We start from the raw sequence: 19,471 nt of genomic DNA on the forward strand, positions 1-19,471 counted from the left end.
ATGACTTGGCGCAGAGCGTCGCGGGTAAGAGATAACAGCGTGTGCAACGGATGAGGTGAACCAGAGATTAACCGGGGAAAATAGAAAATAAAGTCCGTGAGGGTATTCCCAATAAGTATCAGGCAGGGAATTAACCACGGTGAATAATGTCCATATGGTGTCAGCGCGCTGCCGGATGGTATAAAAACATTATGTTGTTATCCAATGGGCATGCTATTCTCAAATCGTGTTATCCCTGTGACATACAAAAATAATTCTGTGAGGAAGTAATGAACGAGTTTCTGAAGGTTCTGCTGAACATTCGCAGCTTGCGCGCTGCCATTCGTGAACTGCCGTTTGAGCAACTGCAAGAAGCGAAAGAAAAGTTTGACCTGGTATATAACGAGCGTGCCGAGTCCGTTGAACAGGAACGTGCCGAACAGGAAGAGCGTCAGCGCAAACTGAATGAATTCACCGAAATGCTGCAACAGGCTGGTATCGATCCCCGTGAGCTGATCGGCAGCGTGGCGGCTCCGGCTGCGGCGGGCACCACCAAGAGCAAGCGTGCTCCCCGTCCTGCGAAATACAAGTACCAGGAAGACGGTCAGGAGAAGACCTGGACCGGTCAGGGTCGTATGCCCAAGGCCATCGCCGAGCAAGTTGCGCTGGGCAAGGATCTGAACGATTTCCTGATCTGATCGCCGGATCCGGATCTCGATAATGCCGCCTGCAGGGCGGCATTATTATTTTCAGGGTTCAGAGGATGTCGCAGTAAAACCCAATTGCGCAGGTTACTCCGGTTAATTGGAGAGCCTCGTCTGGAATAGCCATAACCATCATGTGCCCAATAAAGTTGGCGCATCATCTTCCACGCCACCTCGCCACTTATACGCACTGAGGACTCATACAGCCCGTGTTTCTTCGTCCCTTGTGAGAAACGATCATGGATACCTGCTGTGACAGAATGAAATAGCGGCGGTGGATCCTCATCTGTATGCCTGAGCGGCCCGTCTCTTTTTCATGCTGATGCATGACGCCCACCGCCTATTAATTTATCCCCTCTATTTATGGTCTGTTTGACACCGCTCTTCTGCGATATATCCGCACGATGCCGGACAATGTGCGGTTGAGGCAGACACGGATTGGTGGCAAACAAATAAACCGAATGCTAGATGACGGGTTGTCCGAGTTCAGACTGAACGGCGTGTGTGTATTTTCTCCGGGTGCGGCGACGGGCCTGGACCGCCTCTGCCAGCATGGCAAGCAGGTGTTCACTCTCTTCCCAGCAGAGGCAGGCATCGGTCACTGACAGACCGTATTGCAGTTCACCCAAAGGAGCCGGTTTCTGGTTTCCTCCCAGCAAGAAGCTCTCGACCATGACGGCGGCGACGGCTTGGCTCCCTTCGCTCAGCTGGCGACAGAGCTCTTTGGCGACCTTCAGCTGGTTCGTGTGCAGCTTCTGGCTGTTGCCATGGCTGCAATCCACCATCAGGCGAGGGGGGAGTCCCTGGCGGGTGAGGCGGTCTGCTGCCTCCGCCACATCGCTCTGGTGGTAGTTGGGCAGGGTGCCGCCACGCAGAATGATATGGCCGTCGGGATTGCCTTCGCTCTTGATCACTACCATGCCGCCCTGGCTGCCGGGGGCGGTGAAGAGATGGGAGGCGGTACTGGCCTGGATGGCATCAATGGCGACCCGGATATTGCCGTCCGTACCGTTCTTGAATCCCACGGGGCAGGGCAGTGCGGAGGCCAATTGCCGGTGGACCTGAGACTCCGTGGTGCGTGCCCCGATGGCGCCCCAGCTGACGAGATCGGCGAGATAGAGAAAGCTGGTGGTGTCGAGGAATTCGGTGGCGGTGGCGAGCCCCAGTCCATTGATGTCGAGCAGCACCTGGCGTGCCAGATGCAATCCCCGATTGATGTCGTTGCTGCCGTCCAGGTGCGGATCGAAGACCAGCCCCTTCCAGCCCACCGTGGTGCGCGGCTTTTCAAAATAGGCGCGCATGACTATCTGAAGGCTGTCTTCATAGGCGGTGGCGAGTCGTGCCAGCCGTCCGGCATAGTCCAGGGCCGCGACGGGATCATGGATGGAGCAGGGGCCAATCACGACCAGCAGGCGATCGTCTTCACCTGCCAGGATCCGGCGTGCCTGATGGCGCTGGTTGTCGATGTGCCGGGCCATATCGGCCGGACAGGGGTGCTGCGCCAGCAGCTCGGCAGGGGTGGGTAGCGCCTCTATGGCGAAGGCGCGCATGACCGAATTCAAAACTGCCATCTGGAGTTACCTTGCTGTGCATGTGTGCGATGGGGAACCCGTATGCGGCATCTTGTTGGGAGCAGACAGATTCACGGCTTATCGCAGTTGTTGAGAATGATTGTCATTATCTTGGTGTTTGTCTCAAATGCAAGTGCAATGAAATCGCCAGGCGAAGATGGGGGGAGAGAGAACGATGGCGGGGGAACCGCAGCAAAAGCAGGCCGCTTCCCCGAGGGAAGAAGCCCGCCAGTCACAAGATAAAGAGGGGATCAGCTGTCCATCACGGCGTGCCTGTCCTGATGGTAGGCGTCTTCATCCTTGCCGCTGCGCCAGTAGGGGACTGCGTAGACCCGCTGGCGCTCGGCATCCAGGGCGCGTCTGACGTGGCGGCGCAGCGGCACGACCAGGCTCTCTTCCCCGCCAAACCAGAAATAGCTCCCCTCGGCGACCATGGGCTGGGCGGTGAAATGCGCCACCAGGGTCGCGGCCTGTTCCGGATTGCCCACGAACCAGCGCAGGTCGACGCCGGCCGGCAGCGACAGATCCTGCACGTCGTCCTGATGGGGGACCAGCAGGGCGATATGGCCGCGGGCATGGGCTGGCATCACTTCCACCATGGCGCTGATGGCGGGCAGGGCGGTGAGATCCCCCGCCATGTAATAGTGCTCGGCCGTTTGCAGCATGGGGTCGGGACCGCCCGGGCCCGAGATGGCGAGCCTGTCACCCGGTTTGGCGTGCAGGGCGAAACGACTGGCGGGGCCGGCCTCGCCGTGCAGGGCGAAGTCGATGTCGAGCTCCAGCGCCTCCCGGCGAAACGCGCGTATGGTGAAGGTGCGAATGACGGGTTTCTGGGCGGGATCGAGCCAGCGAGGCCCCTTGTCGGTGGGGGTGGGCAACACTATCTCGCGCTGACCCGGTCGGGGCAGCATGATCTTGACATGAGCACCGCCACAGCTGAAGGGGTAGTCCACAAGCTCGGGGCTGGTCAGGCAGATTCGGCGCAGGTGCGGGCTCACATCCTGAACATGCTTGACGGTGAGCAGGCGGGGGCGATTGGCCGGGGCGGGTTGAGACATGGGCATACTCCTGGCTGATGATGGCGCCCATTCTTGATGAAATGAAAACTATTATCAATTGGTTTGTGGGCAGAATGGGTCGCGATTGACCTCCTCGGGATGTCCATCGCGATACAACACTCTCTGCCTGAGTCAGGTTTGATCGCTTCCCCCCAACGCCCGATAGATGCCTGCCATGTTGTTGAGCTGGGCCTGCTGCTGTGCCAGCAGGGCGAGCTCGGCATCCCACAGGCGGTTCTGCTCATCCAGCCAGGGTTGCACCCCGGTGGCTCCGGCCAGGAAACGGGCGCCTGCCAGCCTCTCGGCCTCCCGGGCATAGGCCCTCTGCTGCTCCAGATAGCGCAGCCGCTGATCCCCTTGCTGACGGGCGGCCAGGCCATCCTCCACTTCCAGCAGCGCGGTATAGAGCTGCTTGCGAAATTCGGTTTCGGCAATCTGGTAGTCGATGTCGGCGCTGGCGATGGAGAGCCGGGTCTTGTTGTACTCGAGGAAAGGGAGCGCCAGCGTGGCGCCCAGGGTGCCGACTGGATTTTGCAGCACCTGGGTCAGGGTATCCGAGGTGGTGCTGGCACCGCCGGTCAGGCTCAGGGTGGGATAAAAGCCGGTGCGGATCTCGTCTCCCCTCGCAAGGGTCTTGCGCAGCCTGAGTTCGGCGGCGCGCACATCGGGCCGCCGGGCCAGCACATCGGCGGGAATGCCGGCCGCCACGGACGGGATCGGGCCCATGATCAGGGCGTCGGGAGCGTCAGCGAGCGGCCCGCTGCTGCGGCCCAGCAGCAGGCGAAGAGCATTGCCCGCCTGTGCCCGCTGCTGGGTGAGGGTGGCGAGCTCCGCCTGCTTGCCTGCCTTCTGCTGGCTGGCCTGTACCAGATCGAGTCGGGTCACGGCGCCCGCCTCGTATTTGGCGCGGGTCAGGCGTTCAATGCGCTCCAGATTGACCAGTTGCTGGGTGCCCAGGGTAATGGCCGAGCCGAGGTAGGCCAGTTGCCAGTATTGCTCCAGGGTCTTGCCGATGAGCAGCAACCGGGTGGCGGCCAGATCCTGTTCGCTGGCCTGTGCCTCCCAGCTCGCCTGATCCCTTGCCGCGGCCAGTCTGCCCCAGAGATCCACCTCGTAGCTGAGGTTGAGGGAGGGGCCCAGGTTGCTGCTGGCGCTGCCATCTTTCATGTTCTTGGTGCCGCTGGCCCCGAGATTGGCGCTGACCGAGGGGGTGAGGTTGGTGTCAGCCAGATCGGCGCCGAGCAGGGCATTCTTGAGCTTGAGCCCGGCCACCCGCATGTCCGGGTTGGCGGCCAGCACCGCCTCGACCAGGCGATCGAGCGCGGGATCCTGGAATCCCTGCCACCAGGGGCCAGCCTGCTGCACGGTGAGACCCCGGCTCTCCTGCTGCCATGCTGGCGCCACGTCGAGATCGGGTCTGTGATAGTTGCTCTGCTGGCTGCAGGCACCGAGGCTGGCGGTGAGCATCAGGCTTAGCCCGAGCCTTGATAGGTTGTGCATCGTCATTCCCTCGCCAGTGCCTCCACCGGATCGAGCCTGGCCGCATTGCGGGCGGGCAGGTAACCAAACAGGATCCCGATGAGGGAGGAGCACCCGAAGGCCATAAGGATGGAGAAGAGCGAGAAGCGCATCTGGAAGCTTTCCACGAGCAGGGAGAAGAGAGCGCCGATGAGCAGGGCGAGGCCGATACCGAGCAGCCCCCCCAGCAGGCTGACCATCACCGCCTCGATGAGGAACTGTTGCAGTATGTCGGACTGGCGGGCGCCGACGGCGATGCGGATCCCTATCTCCCGGGTACGCTCTACCACCGAGACCAGCATGATGTTCATCACTCCGACGCCGCCGACGATGAGGGAGATCACCGCGATGGCGGAGACCAGCAGTGTCAGGGTGGCGGTCGTCTTCTCCACCGATTTGACGATGCTGTCGCTGCTGAAGGTGAAGAAGTCCTTCACGCCGTGGCGCTGGGTCAGCAGGGCGACTGCCGCCTGCTCGGCCAGGGCGGGCTGGACGCCGTCCTTGACCCGGATGGTGATCTGGGTGAAGTGCTGCTGGGAGAGGAGACGGCTCATGACGGCGCTGTAGGGGAGCCAGACATTGACCGACTGGCTGCTGCGGCCAAAGCCGGTCTCCTGGGTGACCACCCCCACGATGCGCACCGGCAGGGTGCCGACCAGCACCACCTGGCCGACCGGGTCCACCTGGCCGAGCAGGCTCTCTATGGTCTTGCCATCCACCACGGCGACTGCCGTCCGGTTGCGAATGTCCCGCTCATCGAGCAGGCGCCCCTGGGTGAGCGTCATCCCCTTGACCCGGAAAAAGTCGTTGCCGACCCCGATCACGCTGCCGCTGCTGGTCTTGTTGCGATAGCGAAGCTGGCCCGACGTCGCTATCTGGGGGCTGGCCCCCTCCAGATAGGGCTGGCCGAGCAGCGCGTCGAGATCCCGCTCGTTCAGGGTCTGGATGCTGGCGGCCTTCTCGTCTCCCCAGTCCTTGCCGGGGAAGATGTCGATGGTGTTGGTGCCCATGGCGTTGATGTCGTCGATCACCTTGGCGCGCGCCCCCTGACCCAGCGCCACCACGCTGACCACGGCGGCGATGCCGATGATGATGCCGAGCATGGTGAGGAAGGTGCGCATGCGATGGGCCAGCATGGCGTGCAGGGCCATGCGCCCCGCCTCCCGGTAGCGATCCCAGCCCCGGCTTGCGGTGCGGACGGCGGCGCCTGTGGCCTGTGCATCTTGCCCGACAGAGGGAGGGGCCAGCTGGCTGCCGTCACCCGGCTGCGGGTGGGCCGGCGCCCCGGATGGGGAGGCTGCGTTGTCATCGGCCGCCCGATGGCCGCTGTCCTCCACTACCCGCCCGTCACGCAGGGTGATGATGCGATCCGCATGGCTTGCCACCGCCATGTCGTGGGTCACCAGAATGATGGTGTGGCCCTGGGCGTGCAGCTCCTTGAGGATGGTCATCACCTCCTTGCCGCTCTGGCTGTCGAGAGCGCCGGTGGGTTCGTCCGCCAGGATCACCTCGCCGCCGTTGGCGAGCGCCCGGGCAATACTGACCCGCTGCTGCTGACCGCCGGAGAGCTGGCCGGGTCTGTGGTGGCTGCGATCCTGCAGTCCCAGGCGGGTCAGCAAGGTGCGGGCTCGGGCCTGGCGATCAAGGCGGGCAGTGCCGGCATAGATGGCGGGGATCTCCACGTTGGCGGCCGCATCCAGATGGGGCAGCAGGTGATAGCGCTGGAAGATGAAGCCGAAGTGGTGGCAGCGCAGCCGTGCCAGGGAGAGGGTATCCAGGGTCGCGGTATCCTGGCCGCGAAACAGATACTGGCCGCCGCTCGGGCGATCGAGGCAGCCCAGCAGGTTCATCAGGGTCGATTTGCCGGAGCCGGAGGCGCCGACGATGGCCACCATCTCCCCGGCATCGATGGCGAGATCCAGCGGGTGCAGCACGGTCACTTCGTGCTCTCCGCTCTGGTAGCGCCGCTCGATGCCCTTGAGACGGATCAGGGGCTCGCTCACGGCTCCATCTCCCCTTCATCGTGCAGGGCCGGCTTGCCCTGCTCCAGGATCACCTTCTCATGCTCGGTCAGGCCGCTCACCACCTCAATCTTGATGTCATCCTTCATGCCGGTCTTGATGCGGCGGGTCTCTCTCTGGTCCCCTGCCTTGAGCAGGCTGACCTCGTACTCGTTGTCGCCAGTCTTCTTGCCGAGGGCGGTCTGGGGAATGGCCAGTACCTGCTTGCGCTCGCCGAGCACGATGGTGACCTGGGTCGTCATGGCGACCCTCAACTGATGGCCGGGGTTGGGCACATCGAACAGGGCATAGTAGTAGATGGCCGCATTGCTGGTGGCCGTGGTGCTGGCCGTCTGCTCATTGATGTTGGTGGGTGCCAGCTCGACCGTGCGCAGGGTACCGTGGTAGCGAGTATCCGGATCCCCTATCAGGGTGAAATAGACCGGCATGCCCGCCTTGACACGGGTGACGTCCGCTTCGGAGATCTGGGCCTTGACCGTCATGGTGTCAAGATTGGCGAGCTTGAGCAGGGTCGGTACCGTCTGGCTGGCGGCCAGGGTCTGCCCCTGCCGGGTGACGATGGAGACGACGGTACCATCCATGGGGGCCTGAATGCGGTTGTAGCCGAGCTCTGTCTTGGCGCGCTCCACCTTGATGATGGCGTTGTCGATGTCGGCCTGGGCGCTTTGCAGCTCGGCCCGGGTGACGGCAAGCTGGGCTTCGGCGCTCTCCAGATCCGCACGAGAGCTCGCTTCCTGCCGAAACATCTGCTGCTGGCGGCGCCAGGCAAGCTCGTTCTGTTTGAGCTGTGCCTGCTTGATCTTGAGCTGGGCGCGGCGGCTGGCCAGCTCCGCCTCGGCGGTCTTGAGGTTGTTCTGGGCGATCAGGGGATCGATCTCCGCCAGCAGCTCTCCTTGTTTGACCTGTTGACCCGCTTCCACCGCGAGATAGGTGACCTGACCCGAGACCTGAGCCCCCACATCCACCTGCTCGATGGCCTGCAGTACGCCACTGGCGAGCACCGTCTGCTCCACATCCTGGCGGGTAACCGTTGCGGTCAGTACCGGGTCCGGTGTGTTGCCTGGCCAGGCCAGCCAGGTGACGAGAGGGATCAGCACAAGGGCGAGCAGGGCGAGCTTGCCGGGTTTTCGAAGAGCTTTCATTTATCACCTGAACGAAACGAGCGAAGGCGTGCAAGGGCCATATCGTGCAGCAAATGGCCCTCAAAAAGAAGCGAGCAATGTGTAAGAAATCGTGTGGTTCTGGCGGTGACGCAGTGGAGGAGGTCAAGCTGGGGGAGGGTGACGGCGGGGCGTCAGAAACAAGAAGACCCGCTCAGGGAGCGGGTCTTCTGGTGTCAACCGACGGCTTTGAGCAAGGCGGCGTGAGGCTCGTGGCAGATCTGGATATCGAGGGGCAGTTTGTAGAGGAGCAGGCGGGCTAGCGAGCCCTCCATCCAGTGATGACGGCTGCCGACCAGCAAGAGGTCGGCGGGGTGGGCGGCCAGCCAGTGCTGGAGATCCGGCACCACGTCATCCACCACCAGACACTGGTAATCCACCGGATGAGACAGCTGGGTGATGAGTTCACTGATGATCGCCTTGGCATCCAGGGTGCCCTGGGCGCTGCGCTCCTCTTGTGACAGGGACAGACTATTGCGACGGGTCTTGCTGCTGTGGGTCAGGTGCAACAAGGTCAGGTTGGCGCCCAGCCCTTGTGCCAGACGGCTCGCCTTGGCCAGTGTCTCCTGCTCGTAATCCTTGCCTTCCAGCAACAGCACAATATTGGTCGGGCTCATAAGCAGTTCTCCTTGGCAGGTGCGGGTCAGACGGCGGAAGCGCGCTCCCATTCTCCCTTCCCGCGAAATGTCAGCTCAAACGAACCCGGTGTGTTTGCATCAAGCGTCATCTTCTGTCGATGGCAACTGAAGGTACCGAGTCCGTTTACATCATCATAACAGACTGAGTTGAATGGAAAATGAAGGAGTGGGTCCGTTCGATATATGAATGAGTGCAACGAAGATGAGTGGCGTTCTGACCATGGCGATGGAAGCCCGGCTGGGTGATGACCAGGCTGACAGACTCAGACTGAGCATCAAGACACGTGCCGCGGATTAGCCAGGGCAGCCCCTCTTTCTTGCGGCTTACGGCATCGGCCAACCAGGCCGGCGCCGTCGGCAAAAGGCTTCAAATGGCTACCGCGATGATGACTCGGTCAATCTAAAAGGGGCGACATGGACGGGAGGATGTCCCGCCCGCCCCGTGGTCAGCTTGCGAGCAACTCACGGGCATTGGCCAGGGTGTTGTCGGTGATCTGGTCGCCCCCCAACAGGCGGGCCAGTTCGTTGAGCCGGGCGCCCGGGGTGAGCGCCTGCATCTGGGTTTCCGTTGTCTTGCCGTCGGTGTGTTTGCTCACCACCATGTGCTGGTGACCCTTGCCTGCCACCTGGGGCAGGTGGGTGACCACCATCACCTGGGTGGATTCGCCGAGCTGGCGCAACAGGCGGCCCACCACGGCGGCGGTCGGGCCGCTGATCCCCACATCCACTTCGTCGAAGATAAGGGTCGGGGTGGAGATCTTGCGAGCACTGATCACCACGATGGCGAGGCTGATACGCGACAGCTCGCCGCCGGAAGCCACCTTGCCAAGGGGTTGGATGGGCTGACCCGGGTTGGTGGTGACCATGAACTCCACCCGATCGATGCCAAGGGGCGAGAGGCTGCTCTGGGCATCGGGTCGCACCTCGATGGCGAAGCGGCCATCGGGCATCGCCAGTTCGTGCATGCTGGCGCTTACCTTGGCGCCCAGCTCCTCGGCATAGCGCTGGCGGCTCTGGCTCAGGGCCTCGGCGGCCTGCACGAAGGCCTGGCGGGCCGAGGCCAGCTCGTCCTCCATCCCCTCGAGGCGCTCCTCGTCGGAGTTGAGGCGGGCCAGATCGGCGGCCAGCTCCTGATGGTGCAGGGCCAGCTCCGCCGGTTTGACATGGTGCTTGCGTGCCAAGTTGATGGCCTTGGAGAGGCGGCTCTCCAGCTCGTTGAAGCGCTCTGGATCCAGTTCCAGCCGGTCGAGATAGCTGCGCAGCTCGCTGTGGCTCTCCTGTACGCCGATCAGGGCTTCGTTGAGCATGCCGAACACGTTGCCAAGCCGGCTGTCCATGCCGACCAGGGTCTCGGCCCTGTCCACGGCCGTCTGCAGCAGACCGGCGATGGTGGTCTCTTCATTGTCATAGAGCAGATCGAGGCAATACCCGCACTCCTGCATCAGCTCGGTGCCATTGGCGAGCCGCTGATGCTCCTCTTCAATCTCTTCAAACTCTCCCGGCTGAAGGGCAAATTCGTCCAGCTCCTGCACCTGGTATTCGATGAGTTGACGGCGGGCTTCCCGCTGCTGCTGCTCGGCCTTGAGCCGGTTGAGCTCGTTTTGCAACTGGCGCCACTGCTGGTAGTGGCGGCGCACATCGTCGAGGAGCAGATGATGACCGGCGTAGCCGTCCAGCAGTGCGAGCTGGTAATCGGGTTTGAGCAGCATCTGGTGAGCGTGCTGACCGTGGACGTTGACCAGCAGTTGACCCAGGTTCCTGAGCTGGGCGAGGGGGACGGGAACCCCGTTGATATAGCTGCGAGAGCGCCCCTCGGCGGACAGTACCCGCCGGACGATGCACTCACCGTCATTTTCAAGCTCGTTGGTGGCGAGCCAGGCCCGGGCGGCAGGATTTCCCTCCAGCAGGAAGCGGGCACTCACCTCGGTCTTGTCGCTGCCCGGGCGCACCATGCTGGCTTCGGCGCGCTCCCCCAGGCACAGCCCCAGAGCATCGATGGCGATGGATTTGCCCGCGCCGGTCTCCCCGGTGATGCAGGTCATCCCCGGTTGCAGATCGAGCTCGAGAAACTTGACGATGGCGAAGTTGTTGACGGTCAGCTGGGTCAGCATGGTCTCATCCTGTATGGGCCAACATTACTGTGTATGCATCCAGTATATACTGGTCTTATATACAGTAAAGTGGGCAGGGAGGATTTTTGCGAAACAGGGGGAGGGCAAGGATGTCAAGGCCGCGGCATGGGGGTGACGCCGATCCGATGGCCTGCAAAATCAACCTGCCTACCTGCCTACCTGCCTACCTGCCTACCTGCCTACCTGCCTACCTGCCTACCTGCCTACCTGCCTACCTGCCTACCTGCCTACCTGCCTACCTGGCATGGGCTGAGGCGATGCGAGAAGCCACCTTGAGGGGCTCTCTTGTGGTGAGTGGCTGGCTGAGACACACTCGAAACAGTCCTGGTTGAGCCTGGGCTGTGCACAGACCTCTTCGCAAGGATGCGTCAAGATGATCCATACCCCGACCCTGCTGCTGATCTCCCTGGCAATCAACCTGATGTCGGGGCTGATCATGCTGTTCATCCACTCCCTGAAGCCGGGTCGAGGCAACTTTCTGTACTGGTCCCTCTCCGCTTTTCTCTTCTCCCTCTCCATCCTGCTGCTCAGTCTGGGGGTGTTGGGTGGTCATCCGGCGCTGGGCATCCGGGTCGGCGGCCTGGTCTCGCTCATGAGCATCCTGCTGTTGCTCGCCGGTTTTTGTGCGCTTTACGAACGCGCATGGCATCCCCATGCCGTGGGGGGAGGCGTGGCGGTGTTGCTGCTGCTCTATCTGGGACTGTCCAGCCTCGCCCCCGTGCGCATTGTGCTGGCTCTGATGGAGTCGATGTTGTACCTGTGGTGCGCCTGCCTCATCGTCTCTCTCGGCCGGCAACAGAAGCGGGTGCTCCATGCGGTGGCGCTCATTTACCTGCTGCATTTCACCATCCTGCTGAGCCAGGGGGGGCTGCTCTTGCTGGGAGTCGAAGGGCGGATGGGGGGCGGAGGTTGGCTCGATCTCATCTTCTTCATGCACATGGTGCTGACCATCGGCTCGGTGTTGCTGCTGCCTCTGGTGGCCTATGTGGAGACGGAGGAGGCATTGCTGGCGCTCTCGGAGCGGGATCCCCTCACCGGGGTGCTTAATCGGCGCGGTCTCTTCAGGCAGGGGGAGGGGGCTACGCCTGGCCAGACGCGCTGCGTGGTGGTCCTGGACATCGATCACTTCAAGCGGGTCAACGACCAGTTTGGTCACGGCTGCGGGGATGAGGTCATTCGCTATGTGGCCGGGGTGCTGGTGGCCGAGGTACGCAAGGATGATCTGGTGGGGCGCATCGGTGGCGAGGAGTTCGCCATCATCATGGGGGGCGTGAGCGGCCAGATGGCCCACGACATCTGTGACCGGATCCGCCGCCAGATAGAGACGGGCTCCCGGCAGGGGGCTTGCCTGCCGTGCGAGGGGGTCACGGTGAGCATGGGGGTTGTGTGCGCCAGTGCCGAGGCTGACCTGGCACTGATGCTGACCAAAGCCGATGCTGCCATGTACCGGGTGAAGGAAGCGGGGAGAAACGGGGTGCATCTGGCATTCGAGCCGGCACTGCCTCGGCTGGTCGAAAGCAGCGAGGGGTAGACCCTCGCCACCGGTGTTGCCTGGCTAGAAGAGCTTGCTGCCCCAACCGAGCTTGTTGCGCAGCACGTGGAAGTAGCTGTAATCCAGCGGATGCACCAGATGAAGCTTGTGGCTGCTCTTCTTGATGAGGATCTCGTCCCCCGGGTGGACCGCCAGGGTGACCTGGCCGTCGCAGCTCACCTGCATGGCGTCGTCCTGGTTGTCTGGCGAGACCAGCAGCCGCACTTCGCTGTCCGCATCCAGCACGATGGGGCGGCTGCTCAGGGTATGCGGGAACATGGGCACCAGCGTGATGGCGTTGAGTTTGGGGGTGAGAATGGCGCCCCCTGCCGACAGGGAGTAGGCGGTGGAGCCGGTGGGTGTCGCCACTATGATGCCGTCCGAGCGCTGGCTGTACATGAAGCTGCCGTCGATGTAGACCTCGAACTCGATCATGTGGGCGATCTTGCCCGGGTGAAGCACCGCCTCGTTGACCGCGAGGTTGCTCGACTTGCGCTCCCCGTGGCGATAGACGGCGGCCTCCAGCAGGAAGCGATGCTCGCTTTTGAAGTGACCCGAGAGCACCTGCTCCAGGGGCAGCAGATAATCCTGGGGCGAGAGATCGGTCAGGAAGCCGAGGTTGCCCCGGTTCACCCCGATCACCGCCACATCGAACCGTGACAGCACCCGGGCGGCCCCCAGCATGTTGCCGTCACCGCCGACGACGATGGCGAGATCCGCCTGCTCGCCGAGCTGCACCAGATCCATCACGTTCTCCCCGAGCAGCCCCAGGGTATGGGCCACCCGGCTCTCCAGCAGCACACGAAAGCCGCGGCTGGTCAGGTACTGATACAGGCCGGTCAGGGTCTGGTTGGCCCCCTCGTGATGGGGCTTGCCGATGAGGGCAACGGTTTTGAACGGAGAATCCATAGGTTATCGGGTCTGGGAGAGTCTTGGGGGGAGTATACCGCGCTTTGCCGGGGATTTGTCTGCCTCCGTGGCGGTTGGTGCAATCGGCCCCGAAAAGGGGCTGCCTGGCACGCGGATGGGCGCCATTGTGCCCGATCTGCCCTTTTCCCCTTGAAAGCCGGGGCTGTGTCCCCATAATAGCGCCAACACAGGGTCTGCTGGCGCGTGTCGCTTGTCTGAACGCCAGCCACCCTCACACGCAACCCCTGAATATTGGAGATGTCATGAGCCACGAAGAACAAAAGGTTGAAGCGATGGAGCAAGTGGAAGCCCAGCCAGTCGAGCCGACCGATGTAGACAGTGAAGTGACAGCCGAACAGGCCCGCATCGCCGAGCTGGAGGCCCAGCTGGAGGCGGCCCAGCAGGCTTCCCTGGAAGAGCGCGAGCGCGCCATTCGCGCCGTCGCCGAGATGGAGAACCTGCGTCGCCGTGCCGCTCAGGACGTGGAGAAAGCCCACAAGTTTGCACTGGAGAAGTTCGCCGCAGAGCTCTTGCCGGTGCTGGACAACCTGGAGCGCGCCATCGAGCTGGCGGACAAGGAGAACGACACTCTCAAGCCGATGATTGAAGGGGTCGAGCTGACCCTGAAATCCATGCAGAGCGGCGTGGCCAAGTTTGGCCTGGTGGCGCTGGACCCGACCAACCAGCCGTTCGACCCCAATGCCCACCAGGCCATGAGCATGGTGCCCAGTGCCGACGTGGCGCCGAACACAGTGATCGCCGTGATGCAGAAGGGCTACGAGCTCAATGGCCGCGTCATCCGCCCGGCCATGGTGATGGTCTCCAAGTCCGCTGACTGATCACGCTGTTCTCACCAAGCCCGCCGCTTGGCGGGCTTTTTGTTGGATGTGGCGCCAAAAAACGTGTCTGGCGTCATTTGGCTGTCAGGTGGTCTGTATGCAGGTTTTTTCAGGGCCGGACTTGAAGCGCCGACTTGAGACCCCATATAGGTTGCAAGGCCACGGCGGCACAAAAAATTTGATGCCGGGAGCTTGAAAGCCACAGTGGCAGGCCCCACCTAGCCGTTAACGTATCAAGGCGAGCCCCTCGCCAGTTTATTCAAAGTATTTGGAGATTCGTCAAATGGGTAAAATCATCGGTATTGACCTGGGTACTACCAACTCCTGCGTCGCTATTCTGGATGGCGACCATGCTCGCGTGATCGAGAACGCGGAAGGCGACCGTACTACTCCGTCCATCATTGCCTATGCCGATGACGGCGAAATCCTGGTTGGTCAGCCGGCCAAGCGCCAAGCCATCACCAACCCGAAGAACACGCTGTTCGCCATCAAGCGTCTTATCGGCCGTCGTTTCGAAGATGACGAAGTACAACGTGACCTGAAAATCATGCCGTACGCCATCGCCAAGGCCGACAACGGTGACGCCTGGGTTGAAGTGAAAGGCAAGAAGATGGCACCGCCGCAGATCTCTGCCGAAGTGCTGAAAAAGATGAAGAAGACCGCCGAGGACTACCTGGGCGAGCCGGTGACCGAAGCCGTCATCACCGTACCGGCCTACTTCAACGACGCCCAGCGTCAGGCCACCAAGGATGCCGGTCGCATCGCCGGTCTGGATGTAAAACGCATCATCAACGAACCGACTGCCGCGGCTTTCGCCTACGGCGTCAACAAGGTCAAGGGCGAGCGCAAGGTTGCCGTGTATGACTTAGGGGGCGGTACCTTCGATATCTCCATCATCGAGATCGACGAAGTCGAAGGCGAGACCACCTTCGAAGTGCTGGCAACCAACGGTAACACCCACCTGGGTGGTGAAGACTTCGACAACCGCGTCATCAACTACCTGGTTGACGAGTTCAAGCGCGAGCAGGGCATTGACCTGCGCAACGACCAGCTGGCCTTGCAGCGTCTGAAAGACGCCGCCGAAAAAGCCAAGATCGAGCTCTCTTCTGCCCAGCAGACCGACGTGAACCTGCCGTACATCACAGCAGATGCCACCGGTCCGAAGCACATGAACATCAAGGTGACCCGCGCCAAGCTGGAATCCCTGGTGGAAGACATGGTGAAAGACTCCCTGGAGCCGGTTCGTGTCGCCCTGAAAGACTCCGGTCTGGCGGTTGGCGAGATCGACGACGTCATCCTGGTGGGCGGTCAGACCCGTATGCCGCTGGTTCAGAAGACCGTGGCCGACTTCTTCGGCAAAGAGCCGCGTAAAGACGTCAACCCGGACGAAGCCGTGGCCATGGGTGCTGCCATCCAGGGTGCCGTACTGTCCGGTGACAAGACCGACGTACTGCTGCTGGACGTGACTCCGCTCTCCCTGGGGATCGAAACCATGGGCAGCGTGATGACCGCGCTCATCGAGAAGAACACCACCATTCCGACCAAGAAGTCCCAGGTGTTCTCCACCGCCGAAGACAACCAGTCTGCCGTGACCATTCACGTGCTGCAGGGTGAGCGCAAGCGCGCCAGCGACAACAAGTCCCTGGGCCAGTTCAACCTGGAAGGCATCCGTCCGGCACCGCGCGGTCTGCCGCAGATCGAAGTGACCTTCGACATCGACGCCAACGGCATCCTGCACGTCTCCGCCAAAGACAAGGAGACCAACAAGGAGCAGAAGATCACCATCCAGGCCTCTTCCGGTCTGTCTGATGACGAGATCGAACGCATGGTACGCGAAGCCGAAGCCAACGCGGCCGAGGACAAAAAGTTCGAAGAGCTGGTGCAGGCCCGCAACCAGGCTGACGGTCTGGTCCACTCCGTGCGCAAGCAGGTCACCGAAGCCGGTGAAGCCCTGCCTGCCGACGAGAAGACCAAGATTGAGACTGCCCTGAGCGAGCTGGAATCCGCCATCAAGGGTGACGACAAGGCTGCCATCGAAGCCAAGCAGCAAGCGCTGCTGGAAGCGTCCCAGAAGCTGATGGAGATTGCCCAGCAGCAGGCTCAGGCGCAAGGCGCCGCCGGTGCTGACGCCGGTCAGTCCTCCTCTTCTGCCAAGGCTGACGACGACGTGGTCGACGCCGAGTTCGAAGAAGTGAAAGACGACAAGAAGTAAGCCCGACCCGGATGGGCGAAGTCCGCTTCGCCCATCGGCTCAGAATCTGTTCACGGTCTGTCGCGAGAGGCCGTCAGCAAGGTAAAGAGCAGCGCAGGAACCGGAGCGTATAGATATACGTGAGGATTCCGAGCAGCACATGAGCCTTGATCACGGCTTCGTAGTAAGAGTGTGAGCAGATTCGTCAATGAATTTACGGGCGTTGGGTAACCAACGCCCGTCTGCGTAACTGCTGATATAGCAACAGGATGAGTATGTCGAAGCGCGATTTCTACGAAGTGCTCGGGGTATCGAAAGGTGCCGACGAGCGCGAGATCAAGAAGGCGTACAAGCGTCTGGCCATGAAGTATCACCCGGATCGCAACCAGGGTGATGCCGGGGCTGAAGAGAAGTTCAAAGAGGTCAAGGAAGCCTACGAGGTCCTGACCGACGAGAACCTGCGTGCCCGTTATGACCAGTACGGTCATGCCGGGGTGGATCCGAGCCAGGGTGGCGGCCACGGCGGCTTTGGCGGTGGTGCCGATTTCGGCGACATCTTCGGCGACGTGTTTGGCGACATCTTCGGTGGTCGCGGGGGCGGTCGTCGCGGCCCGGCCCGTGGCGCCGATCTGCGCTACAACATGGAGCTGACGCTGGAAGAGGCGGTGCGCGGGGTCTCCAAGGAGATCAAGATCCCGACCCAGGTCCACTGCGAAGTCTGCAACGGCTCCGGTGCCCATACCGGCAGCCAGGCCCAGACCTGCCCCACCTGCCACGGCTCCGGCCAGGTGCAGATGCGCCAGGGCTTCTTCGCGGTGCAGCAGCCTTGCCCCCACTGTCACGGTCGCGGCAAGATCATCAAGGATCCGTGCCGCAAGTGCCATGGGGAAGGGCGCTACCAGAAGACCAAGACCCTGTCGGTCAAGATCCCGGCCGGGGTCGATACCGGGGATCGCATCCGTCTCTCCGGCGAAGGGGAAGCGGGGGAAACCGGCGCATCGGCGGGGGATCTGTACGTACAGGTTCACGTGCGCGAGCACGAGATCTTCGTCCGTGACGGCAACGACCTCTACTGCGAAGTGCCCATCAGCTTCACCACGGCGGCGCTCGGCGGCGAGATTGAAGTGCCGACCCTGGATGGCCGGGTCAAGCTCAAGGTGACCCCGGAGACCCAGACCGGCAAGCTGTTCCGCCTGCGGGGCAAGGGCGTCAAGTCCGTGCGCTCCGGCCAGGTGGGGGATCTGATGTGCAAGGTGGTGATCGAGACTCCGGTCAAGCTGACCGAGACCCAGAAAGATCTGCTGCGCCAGCTGGATGACTCCTTCAGCGGCGCCGCTGCCAAGACTCACAAGCCGAAATCCGAAGGCTTCTTCGAAGGGGTGAAACGCTTCTTCGACGACCTGACCAAATAAACGCGACCCGCGTTACCCAAGCCGGCACGGATGTGCCGGCTTTTTTTTTGCCCGCCATCTGGCCTGGATCCCCCCTTATTGAGTGGATCCCGATGAGGGATCCTCCTCACAACTTCCACCAATTCCTCCTGTACAAATGTTATCCCGCTCACACTCCTGCTGAAACGGTTTAGCTGGCATATTGAGTCAGCTAAAGCGGTTTAGCTATCCTCGGCTCGTCAACAACAACAGAGCCCGGACGGGCGACAGAAGACAGGTGAGGACGATGACGATGTTCAAGAGCAAGTTGGCGCTGGCCGTGGCGCTGGGATTGGGAATGAGCAGCCCGCTGTGGGCGGCGGATGGTGGTATCGAGGCTCGTCTGGCGGCGCTGGAGGCGCGGGTGCAGGCAGCCGAGGCGCGCGCCACCGCTGCCGAAGCGCGGGCCGATGAGGCCCAGAGCAAGGCAAACGAAGCCCGCGAGACGGCCGTGGTGGCCAAGGCCCAGAGCGAGAAGGTGGACAAGCAGACCGCCGGGGCCCAGGGCTTCGAGTTCCACGGCTATGCCCGCTCGGGCCTGCTGGTGAACGGCAACGGCAATGGTGGCCGCGGCGGCCCCTACATCACCCCGGCCGGCTCGGTGGGCGGCGCCGTGGGTCGCCTTGGCAACGAGGATGACACCTACATGGAGGCCAACCTGCTGAAGACCCAGACCTTCGACGATGGCAGCTGGGCCCGCTACAAGCTGATGCTGGCGGACGGGGTGGAGACCAGCAACGACTGGACCGCCAGCGATTCCAGCCTCAATACCCGCCAGGTGTTTGCCGAAATCGGCGATCTGGCGAGCTTCAGCGGTCCTTTCCAGCACTCGGTGCTCTGGGCGGGCAAGCGCTTTGACCGGGACAACTTCGACATCCACTGGCTCGACTCGGATGTGGTCTTCCTGGCCGGTACCGGCGGCGGCGTCTACGACGTGCAGCTGGCCGACAGCTGGAAGGCGAACTTCTCCCTCTACGGGCGCGACTACGGCGACATCAGCGCGAGCGGTCTCTCCGACATCGAGAGCTACATCCTCACCATGAACAACCGCGTTGGCAACTGGCAGTGGATGCTGAACGGCCTCTCCGCCAAGGATAACGAGGCGCGCATCAACGACGGCGGCACGGGCAGCGAAGCGGCGAACAAGGGGGCCCACACCCTGGTGGCCTACCACGCCGACAGCTTCTTTGGCATCAACCCCGGTTTCTCCAAGGCGGCGGTGCTGTATGGCCACGGTCTGGGTGCCGAGCTCAAGGGGCTGGGCTCCGACAGCGAGCTGCTGCCGGATGCCGATGCGGTGCGGGTCGCCGTGTTTGGCGCCACCGATCTTGCGCCCCGCTGGCGTGTGGCCCCGGCCCTGCTGGCCGAGCACAGCCAGGATCGTTACGTGAAAGGGGACGAGTACCGCTGGGTGACCCTCAATGGCCGCCTGGCCCAGGTGCTGAGCCAGAACGTCGAGCTGGTCTACGAGGCGACCTGGCAGTACATGGACCTCGATCCCAAGGGCTACAAGGGTCGTCAGGCGGTGAGCGGCGATTTCACCAAGCTCACCTTCGCGCCGACCTTCAAGGCGCAGACCGCCGGCTTCTTCGAGCGGCCCGAGCTTCGGGTGTTCGCCACCTGGATGGACTGGTCCTCCGAGCTCGACAACTACGCCAGCTCCGATGCCATGGGCCAGAGCAACTTCACCGCCGGGGGCGAGTGGAACTTTGGCGTGCAGATGGAAACCTGGTTCTAGTTCGTTATCCCGATCACAAAAATGGCAGGCGGCCCCGGGATCTGTTGGTTAG

14 protein-coding genes are annotated in these 19,471 nt (G+C 62.4%); 6 read left to right on the forward strand and 8 right to left on the reverse strand.

Annotated features, from left to right (window positions below):
* The first annotated feature begins 269 nt into the window (after positions 1 to 269).
* Positions 270 to 677, forward strand: coding sequence for an H-NS family nucleoid-associated regulatory protein (locus AB5Y59_RS18850; RefSeq protein ID WP_010673634.1), 408 nt, complete (start codon positions 270 to 272; stop codon positions 675 to 677).
* A 470-nt stretch (positions 678 to 1,147) separates the two neighbouring features.
* Here the strand turns inward: AB5Y59_RS18850 and AB5Y59_RS18855 are convergent, their stop codons facing one another.
* The 7 genes from AB5Y59_RS18855 to recN all read right to left on the reverse strand — a co-directional run bounded on the left by AB5Y59_RS18855 (position 1,148) and on the right by recN (position 10,760).
* The gene (locus tag AB5Y59_RS18855; RefSeq protein ID WP_045524002.1) at positions 1,148 to 2,254 is read right to left on the reverse strand and encodes a 3-deoxy-7-phosphoheptulonate synthase; all 1,107 of its coding nucleotides are present in this window, start codon (positions 2,252 to 2,254) and stop codon (positions 1,148 to 1,150) included.
* 251 nt (positions 2,255 to 2,505) lie between these two features.
* Positions 2,506 to 3,312 carry a siderophore-interacting protein gene (locus tag AB5Y59_RS18860; protein ID WP_124244881.1) on the reverse strand — a complete coding sequence of 269 codons (807 nt, stop codon included), beginning with the start codon at positions 3,310 to 3,312 and terminating at the stop codon, positions 2,506 to 2,508.
* Positions 3,313 to 3,444: 132 nt separating this feature from the next.
* A complete protein-coding gene (locus AB5Y59_RS18865) occupies positions 3,445 to 4,818 on the reverse strand; it encodes an efflux transporter outer membrane subunit (RefSeq protein ID WP_221435898.1) in 1,374 nt (457 codons plus the stop codon).
* Entirely contained in the window at positions 4,815 to 6,833 is a 2,019-nt protein-coding gene (locus AB5Y59_RS18870; protein WP_368212516.1) for a MacB family efflux pump subunit, read from the reverse strand. Before AB5Y59_RS18870 ends, AB5Y59_RS18865 begins: the two co-directional genes overlap by 4 nt.
* On the reverse strand, positions 6,830 to 7,993 hold the full coding sequence (locus tag AB5Y59_RS18875; RefSeq protein ID WP_042864171.1) for an efflux RND transporter periplasmic adaptor subunit: 1,164 nt from the start codon (positions 7,991 to 7,993) through the stop codon (positions 6,830 to 6,832). The genes AB5Y59_RS18870 and AB5Y59_RS18875 overlap by 4 nt, the downstream gene beginning before the upstream one ends.
* Before the next feature lie 194 nt (positions 7,994 to 8,187).
* Positions 8,188 to 8,628, reverse strand: a complete 441-nt coding sequence (locus AB5Y59_RS18880; protein WP_010673640.1) for a universal stress protein — start codon at positions 8,626 to 8,628, stop codon at positions 8,188 to 8,190.
* A 467-nt stretch (positions 8,629 to 9,095) separates the two neighbouring features.
* On the reverse strand, positions 9,096 to 10,760 hold the full coding sequence (recN, locus tag AB5Y59_RS18885) for a DNA repair protein RecN (protein ID WP_368212517.1): 1,665 nt from the start codon (positions 10,758 to 10,760) through the stop codon (positions 9,096 to 9,098).
* Between the two features lie 394 nt (positions 10,761 to 11,154).
* On the opposite strand from recN, the gene AB5Y59_RS18890 reads away from it, so the two are divergent.
* Positions 11,155 to 12,312, forward strand: coding sequence for a GGDEF domain-containing protein (locus AB5Y59_RS18890; RefSeq protein ID WP_368212518.1), 1,158 nt, complete (start codon positions 11,155 to 11,157; stop codon positions 12,310 to 12,312).
* Positions 12,313 to 12,336: 24 nt separating this feature from the next.
* On the opposite strand, the gene nadK is transcribed toward AB5Y59_RS18890, so the two are convergent.
* Entirely contained in the window at positions 12,337 to 13,221 is an 885-nt protein-coding gene (gene nadK / locus AB5Y59_RS18895) for an NAD(+) kinase (RefSeq protein WP_010673644.1), read from the reverse strand.
* Between the two features lie 263 nt (positions 13,222 to 13,484).
* On the opposite strand from nadK, the gene grpE reads away from it, so the two are divergent.
* From grpE to AB5Y59_RS18915, 4 genes are all read left to right on the forward strand, one after another.
* Positions 13,485 to 14,060 (forward strand): nucleotide exchange factor GrpE, encoded by a 576-nt coding sequence (gene grpE, locus AB5Y59_RS18900; protein ID WP_029314044.1) that lies wholly within the window; start codon positions 13,485 to 13,487, stop codon positions 14,058 to 14,060.
* A gap of 283 nt (positions 14,061 to 14,343) precedes the next feature.
* Positions 14,344 to 16,272, forward strand: a complete 1,929-nt coding sequence (gene dnaK / locus AB5Y59_RS18905) for a molecular chaperone DnaK (protein WP_010673646.1) — start codon at positions 14,344 to 14,346, stop codon at positions 16,270 to 16,272.
* A 254-nt stretch (positions 16,273 to 16,526) separates the two neighbouring features.
* The gene (gene dnaJ, locus AB5Y59_RS18910) at positions 16,527 to 17,663 is read left to right on the forward strand and encodes a molecular chaperone DnaJ (RefSeq protein WP_010673647.1); all 1,137 of its coding nucleotides are present in this window, start codon (positions 16,527 to 16,529) and stop codon (positions 17,661 to 17,663) included.
* A gap of 265 nt (positions 17,664 to 17,928) precedes the next feature.
* Positions 17,929 to 19,419, forward strand: a complete 1,491-nt coding sequence (locus AB5Y59_RS18915; RefSeq protein ID WP_103261433.1) for a carbohydrate porin — start codon at positions 17,929 to 17,931, stop codon at positions 19,417 to 19,419.
* Positions 19,420 to 19,471 lie beyond the last annotated feature (52 nt).

This window comes from Aeromonas sp. s10 (assembly GCF_040907975.1).
GTDB classification, from domain to species: Bacteria; Pseudomonadota; Gammaproteobacteria; order Enterobacterales; family Aeromonadaceae; genus Aeromonas; species Aeromonas caviae.